Here is a 16709-nt window from a genome sequence, read left to right as displayed (position 1 = left end):
CCTTCTGAGGGAGGTGCTTTCCCATTTGAACTTAAATTTCCGAATATACATAATAGAATAAATTCATTGTGATGATGTACAATCTTATATATACTACTGTATATAATTATTGTTGGAGGCTATTATGAAAGCAATATATATTACTGGCTTTATGGGGGCAGGAAAGACTTCGATTGGAGATAAATTAGCCGAAGCACTTAATGTTCAAGTAATTGATACGGATCATTATATTGAACAAAAAGTCGGAGAAAAAATTGCTGCAATTTTTTCAAAGCATGGTGAGCAAAAGTTCCGAGCATATGAACAGGAATTTTTGAAAGAATTACCTACTACCGATATAGTCGTAACTACGGGTGGTGGGATCATTACTCAAGCTGAAAATAGGAATTGGATGAAACAACATGGAAAGATCATCTATCTTCATTGTGAGATTGAGCTCATTTTTGAACGGTTAAAGGATGATACAACGCGTCCGCTTTTTGATGTTCAGCAAAGGGAAAAAACGATTCAACTTTTTCATGAACGTCTGCCATTATACCGAGAAGCAGATTTCATTGTTGATACGACTTTTAAAAATATAGATCAGATTATTCATGAAATTATTGAATGGTTAGATTTTAAAAAAGGGGGAAATAATGACTAACGAAGGTGGGATTATGATGAAAACCAATGATTATGTAAAATATGTTACCCAACAATTCGTTAGTTATATTGATAAACCGAAGGAAATCAGGAAACAAACTCGAAAGCAACGTAAAGATGAACAAGCCCCTTTTTCGAATAGATGGTTTGGGATTTTGCCAATCGCATTAATGCTTTTAATAAAAAGAAGTCGAAAACATTAATTAAAAGCTGACCTTGGTCAGCTTTTTTGATAGAAAGTATATTTTGTGCATAAATGTCTAGCTAGAGTGCTTAGACAAGGCATTTGTAAGTTTCTTAATACCAGTATCCATATCCACCATATGGGTAATATGGTGGACGAGGTGGATATCCGTAACCGTAGCCATATCCACCATATCCGCCATAAAAATATGGATTGAAGATTGTACTTCCTACAAGTCCTCCTAATAAACCGCCAATTAATGGCCCACCCCAATAAGGTCTTCGCGGCCTTCCGTGTCCATATCCTTGTGGACGCATCATTTGTCTATACATTATTCCTTACCTCCTACATTTGTAATTCGCCTACATTAACATGAATATGTTACAATTACCTAGTTGTAGTGGGCGTTTGTCCACCTTTATAAAAATAATTTTGCTATTCTCATTTTTAGACCCAATTTGTTGCTATTCACAACAATTTACTAGTATGATAGAGTAAGATGTACTTGAAAATATAGGAGTGACTAAAGACATGACAAATGAAAGAGACATCATTGTTGATCAGTTAAATCGTCCTCTACGTGATTTGCGAATCTCTGTTACTGACCAATGTAATTTCCGTTGCTCTTACTGTATGCCAAAAGAAATATTCGGAGACGATTATCAATTTTTAAAGCAAGGGGAACTATTATCCTTTTCAGAAATAGAATCATTAACAAGAAGCTTTGTTAAGTTAGGTGTTAAAAAAATTCGCCTAACTGGTGGTGAGCCATTAGTAAGAAAAGACATGCCAGAGCTAGTTGAACGATTAAATCGGATTGAAGGCATTGAGGATATTGCTTTAACAACAAATGGAGTCTATTTACCAAAATATGCACAACAGCTAAAAGCGGCTGGATTACAACGGGTAAATATTAGTCTTGATGCGATGGAAGAGGATATTTTCAAAAGTATGAATGGTCGATCTGTTGGGGTTAAACCAATCATATCTGGGATTAATGCTGCAGTCGATGCAGGTCTACACGTCAAGATGAATATGGTTGTTCGGAAGGGTGTAAATGATTCACAAATTCTGCCTGTTGCCAGATTTTTCAAAGAGAAAGGAATCACTTTACGTTTTATTGAATTTATGGATGTAGGGACAACAAATGGCTGGAATTTTGACCAAGTTGTTCCAAAGAAGATTATCCATGATATGATACATCAGGAAATGCCACTTGAACCTGTCGATGCTGAATATTTTGGTGAAGTTGCAAAACGTTATCGTTATGTTGGGACTAATACTGAAATTGGTTTTATCTCATCAGTAACTGAATCGTTCTGTTCAAGCTGTACTCGTGCAAGAATTTCTGCCGATGGTAAGTTATACACTTGTTTATTTGCTACAAGTGGACATGATTTGCGTCAGTTGGTTCGTTCGGATGTATCAGAAAGTGAAATCGATGAAAAGCTTCAATCTATTTGGCAAGGAAGAACAGACCGTTATTCAGACGAACGGACTGAAGCGAGTGCAAAAAATCGAAATAAGATAGAGATGTCATATATTGGTGGTTAATATAAAGCTCCTGCATAAGCACAATGCAGGAGTCATTTTTTTATAGCTTTTAGTCGACGTTCCTTGAACAAGGCACTTCAGCTTATAAACTATGCAGGGGACTTTTCAGCTCTTCCGGATCGCACTAGCCAACGGTGAACTGGAATTTCGATTAACGTAATGATAAGTGCTGTTAACATTGCGCCCCAAAATGTAACAAATGCACCATCAAGATATTGTGATACAAAATAGACAATCAATGCTGCAGAAACAAAATCAACAATATCAGTCATAAAGGTTGTACTTCTTCTTAACATCATGACTTCTAATAACTGTCCGACAATTGCTAAGACTAAACCAACAACAATCGGTTGGTACCAAGATACATAATCAACATTACCGAAGATACCTGAACAAATTGCCACAACTAAAGGCATGAGAATAATTTTCATTATAAAACCTGTCATAGCAATCAAACACCTCCTTTAAGGTCTATTTTTTACATTAAAACAAATTTTATGTACCCATTTAGGTGTCAAGTACTGCGAATTGCTATTTGTTTTCGAGTAGATACTACTTAGGGGTTTCAATAATCATGATCTTTACAACTTTTTCTGTCTTTGTATCAAATGTTATCGTTACAAATACACCAAACTCCATTTTTTCTTGTCTGATCCAAAGCTTGAATCTTTCTGTCGTATTCCCATTATTTATTTCTCTCCCCATATGTAAATAATCGATTATTTGTGCTTGTGGATATTTATTTTGCGTTTCTTTCATCGCAAGCTTGCCCCATTTTGCATATTCAGGAACTGGCTTTTTCGTAGCTGCAATAACTGTGTTCCCATTCTCCACGAAATTATATGGACTCATTACAATAAACAAACCACTTATTAACATGAAGACAATCATTCTCAATTGAATCCACCTCACTTTGTCCTTAGAGTTTTCAATCGTATTCTTTCTTATACACAAAAATAATTGGGACCAAAAGAAAGAAAAGCTCCCCAATATAAATAAGTGGGGAGCTTTGCATATCTATGAATTAGAACTATTTTTAAAAAAATCCTGAATTTCACTTACTGGTATACCTAATTTTTGGGCTTCCACTATTAGTTGAATCCACTCTTGATCTAATTGATTTTTCTCCAGCAAATCAATTCCCATTTGTATCCTCCGTTACTTATTATTGAATTCTTCCTTCGCGTTTCTCCAATTTCTAAATTTGATATAATCCTGATATTCCTTGAAATCAGCCTTACTCATTCCTTCATCAATTGCCTTTTGCAAAAGAGTTGTCCATTCCCCGTCCAATAATTCATCCGTTCTTTTAGAATTCATTTCTCCGCCTAACAAATACTCAATGGTTGTATCTAATGTCACTGCAATTTTTGATAAGAACTGAAGAGAAGGATTGTTTTGAACATCCCGTTCAATATAACTTAAATAGGATTTTGAAACACCAGCTCGTTTTGCTAATTCCGTAATCGAATATTTCTTTTTCCTCCGTAGTAATTTAATTCTCTCTCCTATCATCCTCTTTCTCCTCATAAAAAAACTAATCGATATGTTCATTATAAGGAACAATTCGTTCTTTATAAAATGACAAAATAGTAAGAAAATGAAAGGAATCAGGAGGAAATAAAAGAAAAGTGTTCTTTATTAAGAAAAAACGGCTTATTTTGATGTTTTTCATAATTAGTACTAATAACTTATACTCAAAGCGATTCATAAGGAGAAATTGCCGGGTATTCATACATCTGTGCTTATTTATTTTGATAAATAATTCGTTATAAAGAATAGATGGAGCGAGTGAGGATGCTATGAAAGTTATATTTTCTTATTTAGCAATTGTAAATCTGTTAGACGGAATTTTCACATATGTTGGATTGCAGCTTTTAGTAATAACTGAAGTAAACCCACTAATGAATTATCTTTACGAGAAAGATCCCCTTCTATTTATGGGTATGAAATTTGCATTATCAATTACATTGGGTGGATTTATTTTGTTGAATAAATTACCTACTACAGGTTGGGTAAGGGTTTTGGCGACATTAACTTCTATTATATACACTGCAATATTCATATTGCATGGATTTTGGATCATTTACTTCATTTGAAAAATTTTCTTATTAGAGAGGTGACACTTGTGTATAAAAAAGTATGTGATAATTGCTATCGACCATCGTATAGTGCTAGTAATATTGGGAGATGGATTTGTCCAATATGTCAACATGATATTTCTGATGTAAGAGTACGTGAGGTAGAAAAAAAGAATCATTCCGGTTTTAATCAAGGTATAAAGGATTACTATGAGAATAAAATCGATTACGATTCTAAAATAGAAAAATATATATAAAATAAGTTAGTAAGTCTCATTCGTTATTAAGTATTAATACCCAATCTTACATATTTTTAAAAATATTATTGTTCAAATAGACAAACCATGATAACATTAATCTATTCTTTATTAAGAACAACCCGAATACATATTAAAATGCGAGGAGATTGAATGACGTACATGAAAAAAGAACATATTGGTGACAAAATTAAATGGCTGAGAACTCAACGTGGTTTAACGCTGAAGAAATTGGGGGAAGAGGTACAATTCAATTATAGTAATTTATCCAAAATTGAAAGAGGGCTTCGTAAACCGACAGTTGATTTTTTAGAAAGACTTACAAATTATTATAAGGTTGATATCTCATATTTTTTTGATTTGAAAAAGAATGATGAAATTTCGCAGCAGAACGAACAAGATCAGTATGTGTTAACGACAGAAAGAAAAAAGTAAAAGAGTTTGATTGGCTAGTACAAAATTACTAAAAAACAGTTGACAGGTTCGTTATAAAGAACTATCCTTATACTATATCAAGTTTTCCACTTTGAACAATGATAAATAAGTGATTTATTTTTTATAAACATGTTCTTTATTTAGAACGAGCGAAACTGTTAGAAAAGGAATAGAAGGTGACTAAGTGAGGGATAACAACCAACAGTCTAGTAATAAATTTGTAGACACTTTAGTTGAAAAGGAAATCGATCTTAAAAATATTTATATAATTATTAAAAGACGTTTTTGGATCATTATATTGTTTACCATTGTAACAACTACAGCAGGGTATTTTTATACAGTCTATAATAATGTCCCACTGTATGAGTCCTCTACTCGAATAATTCTGAATACTGATCAAGAGATGATAAAAACTCTTCAAGTTATTATTGAAGATCCGGCAGTGTTAGAGCATGTTGCAGCAGAACTAAAGATTGACAGATCCGCGGAAGGGTTAGCAAAACAAATATCAGTATCGAATATTGGGAATTCTCAAGTAGTCAGCATTAAAGTGGTTGATTCTAATGCAGAACAAGCAGCAAAAATTGCTAATACAACAGCCTCCGTTTTTAAAAGTGAAATCGTTAATATAATGAATTTTAGAGGTGTTAAGGTTTTATCAAAGGCGGAACCAAATCCAGCTTCGATTAATGATAATCAAATGAAAATGATATTAGCCGCATTTGTGGTCGGAATTCTAGGTGGTGTAGGATTAGCCTTTTTATTAAATGCCCTGGAAAATACGATAAGAACTGAACAGGATGTTGAACAGTTTCTTGGACTTCCAGTGTTGGGATCAGTCGCAAAAATTAATAAGAGAAATACACGTAGGAAAAGGATAAAGCCGCAAATTTTAAAGATAAGAGGTGAGACGATTGATTCCTAATATTTTCAAACCTAGGGATATATTTAGAAAAAAAAGTTTAACAACAATGTCTTACCCTGAATCATTCATTGCTGAACAATACAGGACAATTCGTACGAATATTCAATTCATTAACGGTGTGAAGAAAAATCAATCATTTTTGATTACCTCAACTAATAGTGAGGAAGGAAAATCAACAACAGCTGTAAATTTGGCAGTTTCACTTGTACAGCAAAAGGAAAGAGTATTATTAATTGATACAAATTTAAAAAAACCATCTGTTCATATGACTTTTAATTTAGATAACTCCATCGGTCTGACAGATATTTTGAGGGGTAAACAATCTTTTGATGATGCGGTAGTAAAAACAGAATTTGGTAGGCTAGAAGTATTACCAAGTGGACCAATCCCATTTAATTCATCCGAATTAATTGGATCTAGAACAATGTTTGATCTAATTGAATCGACACTAAAGCGATATGATATTGTGATATTCGATTCACCATCAATACTGGAGTCATCTGATACGAAAATTTTAGCAAATTTATGTGATGGGGTCATCCTTGTTATTAAAAGTGGCAAAACCGAAACTAAAAAAGCCATTGAAGCTAAGAGATTACTAGATATAGCAAAAGCAAAAATAATCGGAGTTATTCTAAATAATAGTAAGTAAATTATCATTTTTTTACTAAAACGTTCTTTATTAAGAATAAATTGTTCTTTATTTAAATAAACTTTTGGTGATGCCTCCTTACCATTACGAATGGAGGCACTCGGTCATGCTGTGGGTTGAGAGACCTTAGTCGCTAGTCGACGGGAGTGTGGTGTGAGGATGGGTTAGATGCCCTTCAATTTAAAATTTTTACCAATATCGTTTTTAAATGTAAAGACGTATTGGTAAAGATTTTAAACTAAATAAATATAAAAATCTTTAGAAAGGGGGAAGATTGTGACATATCGTCAAAGGATATCGTTGTTTATCTTTATTGATTCTGTCATTGTAGTAACATCTATTTTCTTCAGCCGTTTTTTAGTAGATGCAAGTTTTTCTGTTTTTACTGTATCAACTACAATCATTTCAATTTCCTTGCTTATGAGCCATCATATATTTGCTTATAAATTTAAACTTTATAAAAAGGCATGGGAATACGCAAGTATTGGTGAACTCGTCATTATTTGCAAAGCTATTACTCTATCAATAGTTTTAGCAGCAATCTTACAACAGCTTATTAACCAAGAAGTCTATTATCGATTACTATTCGTTACGTGGATGCTCCATATGTTAATTATCGGTGGCTCACGTTTTTGTTGGCGAGTATACAGAGATACATACATTAAAAATAATGATTCTAGAAAAAGAACATTAATCATTGGAGCGGGTTCAGCAGGAACAATGGTAGCAAGACAGCTCCTTAATAATGAATCTGAGCTGTTGCCAATTGGATATATTGATGATAATGCTAAAAAGCAAAATCTTGATATACTCGGGATCCCAGTTATTGGTGGAATTGACAAGCTAGAAAATGCAGTGGCCGAACTAAAAATCGATCATATTATCATTGCTATCCCGTCCCTAAGGAAAAAGGAACTTAATATCATTTTTAATGAATGTGCTAAAACAAAAGCAAAAACACAAATATTACCAATGTTAGAAGATTTAATAACTGGAAAGCTTTCAGTGAATAAATTCAGAGATGTTCAGGTTGAAGATCTATTAGGGAGAGAACAAGTCGAACTCGATATTGACAGTATTTCAGAGTATGTGACCAATAAAGTTATTTTAGTTACTGGTGCAGGTGGATCAATTGGATCGGAAATTTGCAGGCAAATATCCGAATTTAATCCAAGGCAACTCATTTTATTAGGTCACGGTGAAAATAGTATATATTCAATCGAAATGGAGTTAAGAGAATTATATAGAACTTCAAAAATTGAATTTATTACTGAAATAGCTGATTTACAGGATGAAAAGAAAATGATGGCTGTTATGGATACATATCACCCGAATGTCGTGTATCATGCAGCAGCTCATAAACATGTACCTTTGATGGAAAGAAATCCAGAGGAAGCAATAAAAAATAATTTGATTGGTACTAGAAATGTGGCAAATGCAGCAAGCTGGCATGGTGTTGATACATTTGTAATGATTTCAACTGATAAAGCAGTTAATCCAACAAGTGTTATGGGTGCATCGAAAAAGTTAGCAGAGATGATTATTCAAAATATGAACAAGATAAGTAACACAAAATTTGTTGCTGTAAGGTTTGGAAATGTATTGGGGAGTAGAGGCAGTGTTATTCCATTATTTAAGAAACAAATTGAAAAAGGAGGACCAATTACGGTTACCCATCCCGATATGGTGCGTTATTTTATGACAATTCCTGAAGCATCAAGATTAGTCATCCAAGCAGGTTCATTAGCAAAGGGTGGTGAAATCTTTGTGCTTGATATGGGAGATCCTGTTAAAATTGTCGATCTTGCAAAAAATTTAATTCGATTATCAGGTAATACAATCGAAGATATTGGGATAGAGTTTTCCGGGATTAGACCTGGAGAAAAATTATTTGAAGAACTATTGAAGGATGATGAAGTTCATGATCAGCAAATCTATCCAAAAATCTATGTGGGAAAAACAGCACAGTTATATATAGAAGAAATAGAGCAAATCATTTCGACTTATCCAAATTTATCGAAGGAAGAAATTCGTAAAGCTCTTCTATCATTAGCAAATCGCACAGCTGTTTCTCAAACATTAATTCCAATAGAGGCATAATTGTACCATTCAATTGGTGAGGTTACTTAATGAACATATCAGAAAAGCTTTCATTAAAGCAATTAGAAGAAATATTGATCAGTATTAAAAATCAGGAAACAAAGGATGTCGATGCAATTGAGATTGTGAATATGATTAAAGAAAAAATCATCTCAATTTGTTCTCCAATGTGAATGATTAGAAAAGAAGGAAAAAGGTGAGGGTTGTGGCAACTACAATTAATCTTGACTTGCAAAGGGTCCCAAATGAACTAAAGGTCATATTAGCAATTATACAAACAGATCATATCGAACAATTAGAAAAGAACGATCCTAACTGGTATACGAATTTAGATTGGCGAACATTTACCGAACTAGCATTTCATCATCGCGTATTTCCTTTACTATATTTAAAGCTTAAAGACTGTGAGAATGTCCCACCAAATGTTATTCAGTCAATGGAACAGAAATATAAAAAAAACACCTTTAATATGCTGAAATTAACGGCAGAAATGGCCCGTATAAGTGAATGTTTAACAAATCATGATATTCGCTCATTATTTTTAAAAGGCCCTATTCTGGCAAATAACCTATATGGCAATCTTTCTTATCGTACATCAACAGATTTAGATATGTTAATTCCATTTGCTGACTTAAATAAAGTGAATGAAATACTTGTAAATCAAGGGTATGTGAAGGAAGGGAATCATGAAAATTTATTAGGTGGCTGGAAGTGGAGAGAACACCATGTGACTTATTTTCACTCTGTAACAAGTGTAAAACTAGAAGTTCATTGGAGATTAAATCCTGGTCCTGGGAAAGAGCCAAGCTTTCAAGAGTTATGGAGGCGTAAGTCGAAAACCTTCTATATGAATATCCCAGTCTGTCACCTGGGTAAAGAGGACTTATTCCTTTTTCTTGTATATCATGGTGCGCGACACGGCTGGTTCAGATTGAGATGGTTAATAGATATCGACCGTTTGTATAAAAAAGAACTAAATTGGGAGGAGTTATCTCTACTTTCGAGAAAGTTTCAGTCTACACATATAATCGGACAGGTATTTATTTTAATGAATCAATTATTAAAATCTTCAATTAATGAAATGCTGATGGGAAAAATGGTTGGCAATCATTCTAAAAAGATTGCACAAGAAGCGATTTATTTCCTTGAAAGAATAGAAAATTTACAAACACCTACGACTTCCAAAGAAACTGATGAGTACTTACTACGACATCTTATAGCCTTAAAGACATTGAAGAATAAAGTGATTTTTTATCTTAGTTGCTTACATCCTCTTCCGATTGATGCAGAAACTTTGCCATTACCTAAGTTCCTGCATTTTTTATATTTTCCATTACGGCCTTTTTTGTGGACGTGGAGAAAAGCATTTAGGCGCGGATTAACGTAATAGGATCCATATACAGATAAAAGGTGGTCAGATGTGATGGGGAATATTGGATATGAAAGAAATACAAATCATATCATTGAATTAAAGGGGATTTATGAATTATCAAAAGCAAAACATTTTTATAACAATGTGATAAAACGAGGTTTTGATTTAATAAGTGCACTTATTTTATTAGTTTTACTTTTGCCTTTAATGATTATCATTTCTATCCTAGTAAAAGCAGACTCTCCCGGTCCTATTTTTTATAGAGGTAATAGGGCAGGGCGTTACAGTTCTGAATTTTATATTTTCAAATTCAGAACAATGGTTGAACATGCCGAGAAGCTTGGTGGAGGAACAACTGCACTAAATGACTCAAGAATCACAAAAACAGGTGCATTTTTGAGAAAGAGTAAGCTAGATGAAATACCTCAATTATTGAATATCATTAAGGGGGATATGAGTTTTATCGGCCCGAGGCCAGAATTAACAAAGTATACATCGAACTACCAAGGTGATGAACAGATGATTTTGGCTGTGAGGCCAGGAATAACCGATATAAGTTCAATGGAATTTATATCACTCGATGAAATAGTGGGACCTTACAATGCTGATGAGGCATATGAAAAACTTGTTCTTAAAAGAAAAAATCTATTACGAATTAAATATGTGCAAACACAATCTATACTACTAGATCTTAAGCTGTTCTTTTTTACATGCTTTAGTGTATTAGGAAAAATAATAAGCCTAGTTTTCAAGATTAAAAGGGAGAAAAGACATGGAATATACTAGATTGAAAAACTCTGAGTTAATCGTTTCAAGACTTTGTGTAGGTGGCTGCCCAATGGGTGGGCACGGATGGGGGAAGACTTCTAGAGATGATTTAATTCAGGCTGTAAATACTGCAATATACGAAGGAATCAATTTTTTTGATACGGCGGATATATATGGATTAGGTGAATCTGAAACAGTATTAGGTGAAGCATTAAAGGGTGAACGACAAAATGCGGTTATCGCAACAAAATTTGGAGTTAGAAGAGACAATAATGGAAATTCCTTTTATGATAATAGTCCAGGATGGATTCAATCTGCAATTGAAGGAAGCTTAAAAAGATTGGGGACAGATTATATCGACTTGTACCAAATCCATTATCGGGATGGGAAAACGTCCATACATGATGTCGTAAATGAGTTGGAAAAATTAAAACAAAAAGGGCTTATTAGATGTTACGGTTTATCAAATATATATATAGAAGATATACCGGAGCTAAATGATGTTAAAAACTATTTTACGAGTTTTCAAGATGAATACAGTTTGGCAAATCGCAGCAATGAAAATGAAATCATGAAAATATCATCAGGATTAAATCTTTCTCCTTTAGCTTGGGGGAGTCTCGGTCAAGGAGTATTAACAGGCAAATACAATGGAAAAACTAAATTTAAGGAAGATGATCGTCGTTCTAGGGAAATATATCAAAATTTCCACGGTACTAAATTTCAGCACAATCTTAAAATAGTAGAAACTTTAAATGAGATATCATCTGAAATTAATAAACCGATTCCAGCTATTGCATTGAGGTGGATACTAGATTATATCCCTGAATCTGTAGTTCTAGCTGGTGTTAAAACTTCGACTCAAATTGAATCTAATATGCAAGGACTTGGATGGTCACTGAGAAGAGAACATATAAATTTACTAGAAAAAGTCTCTGAATATGGAGGTGAATTGGTTGAACAGTCTTGAACTAGCTTGGAAAATTAGAAGACATGGGGTTGAAATGACACGTATTTCGAAAGGATCTCATATTGCGAGTATTTTGTCATTGGCAGATATTCTCGGTGTCTTATATTCGGATATTTTAAAATATGATGTGGGGAACCCAAAATTAGAAGAACGTGATCGGTTTATTCTCAGTAAAGGTCATGCAGGTGCTGCAGTATACTCTGCACTTGCTGAAGTAGGTTTCTTTCCGGTTGATGAGTTAATGACACATTACGCAGATGGTAGTCGTTTATCTGGGCATATCTCTCATAAAGGTGTACCGGGTATCGAATTTTCAACTGGTTCATTAGGACATGGGCTATCAGTTGGTGTGGGTATGGCTTTGGCTGCGAAAAAAGATAAGAAGAATCATCGCGTAATTGTGACACTTGGTGACGGAGAATGTAATGAAGGTTCGGTTTGGGAGGCTGTTCTTTTCGCTAATCATTTCAAACTTTCAAATCTTATTGTGATAATTGATCATAATAAAATGCAAAGCCTGACATATTGTGATGATACAATCGCAATTACACCTATGGAAGAAAAATGGAAGGCTTTTGGTTGGAATGTAATTGAAGTAGATGGTCATGATCATAATCAACTACGAACTTCCCTTTCAATCAATCCTAATCTCCTAGAAAAGCCAACTTGTATAGTCGCACATACGGTAAAAGGGAAGGGCATTTCTTTTATGGAAAGTGATATTTTATGGCATTATCGTTCTCCACAAGGTGAAGAGTATGAGGCAGCTGTAGCTGAACTGGAGGAAGCAAAACCATGAGAGATACTTTCGTACGGACTCTTACCGATTTAGCGGAAAAAGACAAAAATGTCATGTTAGTTACAGGGGATTTAGGATTTGGTGTTTTGAAGAACTATTGGGAGACATATCCAGAACAATTTATAAATGCCGGAATTGCTGAACAAAATATGACAGGTCTGGCTGCTGGTATGGCACTTGAAGGCAAAATAGTATTTACTTATTCAATTGGAAACTTTCCGACATTAAGATGTTTAGAGCAGATTCGAAATGATGCAGCATATCATAATGCGAATGTGAAAATTGTTGCAGTTGGTGGTGGCTTCGCTTATGGGGCATTGGGTATGAGTCATCATGCAACAGAAGATATTGCAATTATGCGAGCATTACCTGATGTAATTGTATTATCACCAGGAGATATCATTGAAACAGAGGCAGCAGTTAAAAGTTTATATGAATGGGAAGGTACAGGTTATTTAAGATTAGGCCGTGGTGGTGGAAGGGCAGTTCATAATGGCCCGATTGATTTTGAAATTGGCAAGGCCATACCGATATTGGAAGGATCAAGGGTTGCCATATTTTCCACTGGTGAAATTCTTGAAGAAGCTAATAAAGCAGCAATTGAACTAAATCAATTAGGGATTAGTACTGGGCTATATAGCTTTCCAACTGTGAAACCAATTGATGCAGAATTGATTCAAAGAGTAGCAAAAGAAGTGGATCTCATTGTAACAGTAGAAGAGCATAATATATTAGGCGGATTTGGTGGTGCAGTTGCAGAAGTGTTAGCAGGTACTTTTGGAAATCGTGCACATTTTGAAAGAATTGGTTTAGAGGATAGGTACTCAGAAATAGTTGGATCCCAAGAATATTTAAGGGATAGTTATGGGATGTCGGCATACAAAATAGTAAATAAAATAAGCAATTTAGTTGTAAGTGGGTATGTAATACATGAAACGTAAAAAAATCTGTATCGTAACAACAATATCGTTAACTATGCATCAATTTATTATATGGAGTCTTGAAGATTTTCATAAAAATGGTTTTGATGTCACATTATTATGCGATATGGATGATGAGTTTATTAAGTCAGTCCCTGAATATGTGAATTGCATCCCAGTTCGCATGTCAAGAGGAGTTAATATTTGGAGTTCTATTTTGGCAATCTTTTCAATCTATAAAGCAATCAAAAAAGAAAAATTCGATATTATCCAGTATTCAACACCGAATGCTTCATTATATACATCCCTTGCATCTTGGTTTGCTAGAGTGCCAATTAGGCTCTATTGTCAATGGGGTATTATATACGTTGGAATGACAGGAATGAAACGAAGGATCTTTAAAATAATTGAAAAATTGGTATGTAGCTTATCAACGGATATACAACCGGATAGTCATGGAAATCTTATCTTTTGTCGGAATGAAGGGATATACAACATAGAAAAAAGCAGGGTTGTATGGAATGGAAGTGCAAGTGGTGTTAACCTAAAGAAATTTGATATTAATAAAAAACAAGAGTATAACATTGATATTCGTAAGAAATATAACATATCTGAAACTACTGTGATTATTGGCTTTTTCGGTAGAGTTGGTGCAGAAAAAGGATTCAATGAATTAATCTTAGCATTTCAAAACATCAATCAAAAATATCCAAATACGAAACTATTATTTGTTGGCCCTAATGAGAAACCAAAAACTGTTGATCCGAGATTACTATCATGGTTTGAGGAATCTGAAGATGTACTTAAGGTTGGTTGGACTGATGAAGGAGAAAAATATTTGGCTGCAATGGATGTATTCGTCTTCCCTAGTTACCGTGAAGGCTTTGGAAATGTCGTCATTGAAGCGGGAGCAATGGGGGTTCCCGTCATTGCCTCTGATATTCCAGGTCCACAAAATGGGATCGTCGATGGTGTCACAGGATATTTAGTCCCTGTGAAATCCGTTGACCACTTAGTTAAAAAAATAGAATTGCTTTATAAAAACAGGATATTAAGAGAAAAGATAGGATTCAATGCTAGGAAATTGGTCGAGGAGAATTTTGACCATACTAAACTGCTAGAAAAAATGATTGAAAATCGAAAATGGCTTATCAATAGACAGGGAAGTGCTTGATGAATGCACAATATAAGTCGAAGTATTTTTTCTAGAAAATAATAAGAGATAATGAATTATTTATATTGGGGGCTATGATATGGGATACGAAAATGTGACTTTCCCAGAAGGTACTAAGTTTCTTGTTACAGGGGCTGCTGGGTTCATTGGTTCCAATCTAGTAAAAGCACTACTAAAAATGGGATATGAAGTAAGAGGTCTTGATAACTTTTCCACAGGTAAAAGGGAAAATATTCAAGACTTTTTTCATGATTCAAATTTTGAATTTAATGAGGGTGATATACGTGATTTTGAAACATGCTTACATGCATGTGAATCAATAGATTACGTTTTACATCAAGCAGCACTTGGCTCAGTACCCCGTTCGATGAAGGAACCACTTATATATGAAGACAATAATATAAAAGGAACAGCTAATATGTTACATGCAGCAAGGCTAGCAAAAGTGAAGCGGTTTGTATATGCTTCATCATCAGCGGTATATGGAGACTCACCTAAACTTCCAAAAGTTGAGGGGGAAGAAGGAAATTTACTATCACCTTATGCATTATCAAAAGAAATAAATGAAAAGTATGGAAAACTATATACGGAAATGTATGGTTTACAATGTATTGGACTAAGGTATTTCAATGTTTTTGGCCGTAACCAAGACCCAGACGGGGCGTATGCTGCGGTTATTCCAAAGTTTGTAAAGCAATTATTAATGAATGAACAACCTGTTATAAATGGTGATGGATTACAATCAAGGGATTTCATATATATAGAAAATGTTGTAGAAGCTAATATCAAAGCATGTATTGCAAGTAATGATGCAGTAGGTAAGGCTTTTAATATTGCGTTCGGGGGGCAGGATAATTTAATTGATTTGTATAACAAATTATGCACTTTACTTAATAAGGAAATTAAACCGAAGTTTGGGCCAGAAATAGATGGTGATATTAAACATTCGAATGCAGATATAAGTAATGCAAAAAAATTCTTAGGGTATCAACCAGATTATGATTTTTCAAAAGGTATTGAACTTACAATTGATTGGTATCGGGAGAACCTAGAGGGAGTAAAATCTTATGTCTAAAAAGGTATCAATCATAATGGGGATTTATAATTGTGAAGCAACAATACCACAAGCAATAGAATCAATATTATCCCAAACTTATATAAACTGGCAATTGATTATGTGTGATGATTGCTCGACAGATAATACACATCAAATTGCGAAGGAATATCGGGATAAGTATCCAGAAAAAATATTATTAATACAGAATGATAAAAACTTGGGACTAGCCTCAAGCCTAAATCACTGTTTGAAGTATGTTGAAGGTGAATATGTAGCTAGAATGGATGCTGATGATATTTCGATGCCAAATAGATTAGAAAAACAGGTTAATTTTTTAGAGAATCATTTAGATTGTGATCTTATAGGTACAGGACTTATTCCTTTTGATGATAAGGGTGATAGATCGCCAAGAATAGGAATAGAAAATCCATCTAAATTTACTTTGTTAACAAATTCACCATTCTCTCACGCCACTATTATGGTAAGAAGAAAAGTATATGATGCGCTAGGTGGTTATACAATATTAAAAAGGACAATTCGTGCTGAAGATCTTGATCTTTGGTTTCGATTCTATGAAGCGGGATTTAGTGGGAATGTTTTACAAGAAGGATTATATAAGGTTCGTGAGGATCTAAATTGTTTCAAAAGAAGGAAGATGATATACCGAATCCATGAAATGCAAATTAGATTATTAGGTTATAAGTTATTAAAGTTCCCATTAAGATACTATCCAATGGCACTTAGACCTATTATTATTGGATTAATTCCAAGTCATTTTATATACGCCTATAAATCAACAATAAAATAGTTGAAGTACAA

At 33.9% G+C, this 16709-nt stretch carries 22 protein-coding genes; 17 read left to right on the top strand and 5 right to left on the bottom strand.

From position 1 onward, the window contains the following. Positions 1–124 precede the first annotated feature (124 nt). Both MJG50_RS06200 and MJG50_RS06195 read left to right on the top strand, forming a co-directional pair. Positions 125–643: a shikimate kinase gene (locus tag MJG50_RS06200; RefSeq protein ID WP_240253711.1), complete on the top strand. Its 519-nt coding sequence runs from the start codon at positions 125–127 to the stop codon at positions 641–643. 16 nt (positions 644–659) lie between these two features. Next, entirely contained in the window at positions 660–845 is a 186-nt protein-coding gene (locus MJG50_RS06195) for a YqzE family protein (RefSeq protein WP_240253910.1), read from the top strand. 94 nt (positions 846–939) lie between these two features. On the opposite strand, the gene MJG50_RS06190 is transcribed toward MJG50_RS06195, so the two are convergent. After that, complete coding sequence (locus tag MJG50_RS06190; protein WP_240253709.1) at positions 940–1158, bottom strand: hypothetical protein; 219 nt, start codon at positions 1156–1158, stop codon at positions 940–942. A 199-nt stretch (positions 1159–1357) separates the two neighbouring features. Between MJG50_RS06190 and moaA the strand changes: the two genes are divergently transcribed. Continuing rightward, entirely contained in the window at positions 1358–2380 is a 1023-nt protein-coding gene (gene moaA, locus MJG50_RS06185) for a GTP 3',8-cyclase MoaA (protein ID WP_240253707.1), read from the top strand. Positions 2381–2469: 89 nt separating this feature from the next. On the opposite strand, the gene MJG50_RS06180 is transcribed toward moaA, so the two are convergent. The 4 genes from MJG50_RS06180 to MJG50_RS06165 all read right to left on the bottom strand — a co-directional run bounded on the left by MJG50_RS06180 (position 2470) and on the right by MJG50_RS06165 (position 3895). Then, entirely contained in the window at positions 2470–2826 is a 357-nt protein-coding gene (locus tag MJG50_RS06180; RefSeq protein ID WP_240253705.1) for a DUF2512 family protein, read from the bottom strand. A gap of 106 nt (positions 2827–2932) precedes the next feature. Then, positions 2933–3271 carry a DUF3889 domain-containing protein gene (locus MJG50_RS06175; protein ID WP_345893213.1) on the bottom strand — a complete coding sequence of 113 codons (339 nt, stop codon included), beginning with the start codon at positions 3269–3271 and terminating at the stop codon, positions 2933–2935. Positions 3272–3397: 126 nt separating this feature from the next. Further along, on the bottom strand, positions 3398–3526 hold the full coding sequence (locus tag MJG50_RS06170) for an anti-repressor SinI family protein (RefSeq protein ID WP_240253700.1): 129 nt from the start codon (positions 3524–3526) through the stop codon (positions 3398–3400). A gap of 12 nt (positions 3527–3538) precedes the next feature. Next, a complete protein-coding gene (locus MJG50_RS06165; protein WP_240253698.1) occupies positions 3539–3895 on the bottom strand; it encodes a helix-turn-helix domain-containing protein in 357 nt (118 codons plus the stop codon). A 287-nt stretch (positions 3896–4182) separates the two neighbouring features. Between MJG50_RS06165 and MJG50_RS06160 the strand changes: the two genes are divergently transcribed. The 14 genes from MJG50_RS06160 (at position 4183) to MJG50_RS06095 (ending at position 16698) form a co-directional block, all read left to right on the top strand. Beyond that, positions 4183–4479 (top strand): DUF5658 family protein, encoded by a 297-nt coding sequence (locus MJG50_RS06160; RefSeq protein ID WP_240253696.1) that lies wholly within the window; start codon positions 4183–4185, stop codon positions 4477–4479. A gap of 401 nt (positions 4480–4880) precedes the next feature. After that, positions 4881–5153: a helix-turn-helix domain-containing protein gene (locus MJG50_RS06155; RefSeq protein ID WP_240253694.1), complete on the top strand. Its 273-nt coding sequence runs from the start codon at positions 4881–4883 to the stop codon at positions 5151–5153. Positions 5154–5337: 184 nt separating this feature from the next. After that, positions 5338–6078, top strand: a complete 741-nt coding sequence (locus MJG50_RS06150; RefSeq protein WP_240253692.1) for a YveK family protein — start codon at positions 5338–5340, stop codon at positions 6076–6078. Next, complete coding sequence (locus MJG50_RS06145) at positions 6059–6730, top strand: CpsD/CapB family tyrosine-protein kinase (protein ID WP_345893211.1); 672 nt, start codon at positions 6059–6061, stop codon at positions 6728–6730. Before MJG50_RS06150 ends, MJG50_RS06145 begins: the two co-directional genes overlap by 20 nt. Positions 6731–7006: 276 nt before the next feature. Beyond that, positions 7007–8830, top strand: a complete 1824-nt coding sequence (locus MJG50_RS06140; protein WP_240253690.1) for a polysaccharide biosynthesis protein — start codon at positions 7007–7009, stop codon at positions 8828–8830. 29 nt (positions 8831–8859) lie between these two features. Then, positions 8860–9003, top strand: coding sequence for a hypothetical protein (locus MJG50_RS06135; RefSeq protein WP_240253688.1), 144 nt, complete (start codon positions 8860–8862; stop codon positions 9001–9003). Between the two features lie 32 nt (positions 9004–9035). Continuing rightward, positions 9036–10217, top strand: a complete 1182-nt coding sequence (locus MJG50_RS06130; protein ID WP_240253687.1) for a nucleotidyltransferase domain-containing protein — start codon at positions 9036–9038, stop codon at positions 10215–10217. Between the two features lie 36 nt (positions 10218–10253). Further along, the gene (locus MJG50_RS06125) at positions 10254–10988 is read left to right on the top strand and encodes a sugar transferase (RefSeq protein WP_240253686.1); all 735 of its coding nucleotides are present in this window, start codon (positions 10254–10256) and stop codon (positions 10986–10988) included. After that, on the top strand, positions 10975–11940 hold the full coding sequence (locus tag MJG50_RS06120; RefSeq protein WP_240253683.1) for an aldo/keto reductase: 966 nt from the start codon (positions 10975–10977) through the stop codon (positions 11938–11940). The genes MJG50_RS06125 and MJG50_RS06120 overlap by 14 nt, the downstream gene beginning before the upstream one ends. Next, complete coding sequence (locus tag MJG50_RS06115) at positions 11927–12739, top strand: transketolase (protein WP_240253682.1); 813 nt, start codon at positions 11927–11929, stop codon at positions 12737–12739. The genes MJG50_RS06120 and MJG50_RS06115 overlap by 14 nt, the downstream gene beginning before the upstream one ends. Continuing rightward, the gene (locus tag MJG50_RS06110) at positions 12736–13680 is read left to right on the top strand and encodes a transketolase family protein (RefSeq protein WP_240253681.1); all 945 of its coding nucleotides are present in this window, start codon (positions 12736–12738) and stop codon (positions 13678–13680) included. The genes MJG50_RS06115 and MJG50_RS06110 overlap by 4 nt, the downstream gene beginning before the upstream one ends. Further along, positions 13670–14833 carry a glycosyltransferase family 4 protein gene (locus MJG50_RS06105; RefSeq protein ID WP_240253679.1) on the top strand — a complete coding sequence of 388 codons (1164 nt, stop codon included), beginning with the start codon at positions 13670–13672 and terminating at the stop codon, positions 14831–14833. Before MJG50_RS06110 ends, MJG50_RS06105 begins: the two co-directional genes overlap by 11 nt. Before the next feature lie 79 nt (positions 14834–14912). Beyond that, positions 14913–15908 carry an SDR family oxidoreductase gene (locus MJG50_RS06100; RefSeq protein ID WP_240253678.1) on the top strand — a complete coding sequence of 332 codons (996 nt, stop codon included), beginning with the start codon at positions 14913–14915 and terminating at the stop codon, positions 15906–15908. Further along, the gene (locus MJG50_RS06095; RefSeq protein WP_240253677.1) at positions 15901–16698 is read left to right on the top strand and encodes a glycosyltransferase family 2 protein; all 798 of its coding nucleotides are present in this window, start codon (positions 15901–15903) and stop codon (positions 16696–16698) included. Before MJG50_RS06100 ends, MJG50_RS06095 begins: the two co-directional genes overlap by 8 nt. Positions 16699–16709 lie beyond the last annotated feature (11 nt).

It is taken from the genome of Fredinandcohnia quinoae, from assembly GCF_022427965.1.
GTDB lineage: Bacteria > Bacillota > Bacilli > Bacillales > Bacillaceae_L > Ferdinandcohnia > Ferdinandcohnia quinoae.
The sequence above is the reverse complement of the archived record's forward strand: the minus strand, read 5'-3'. Positions and strand labels throughout refer to the sequence as shown.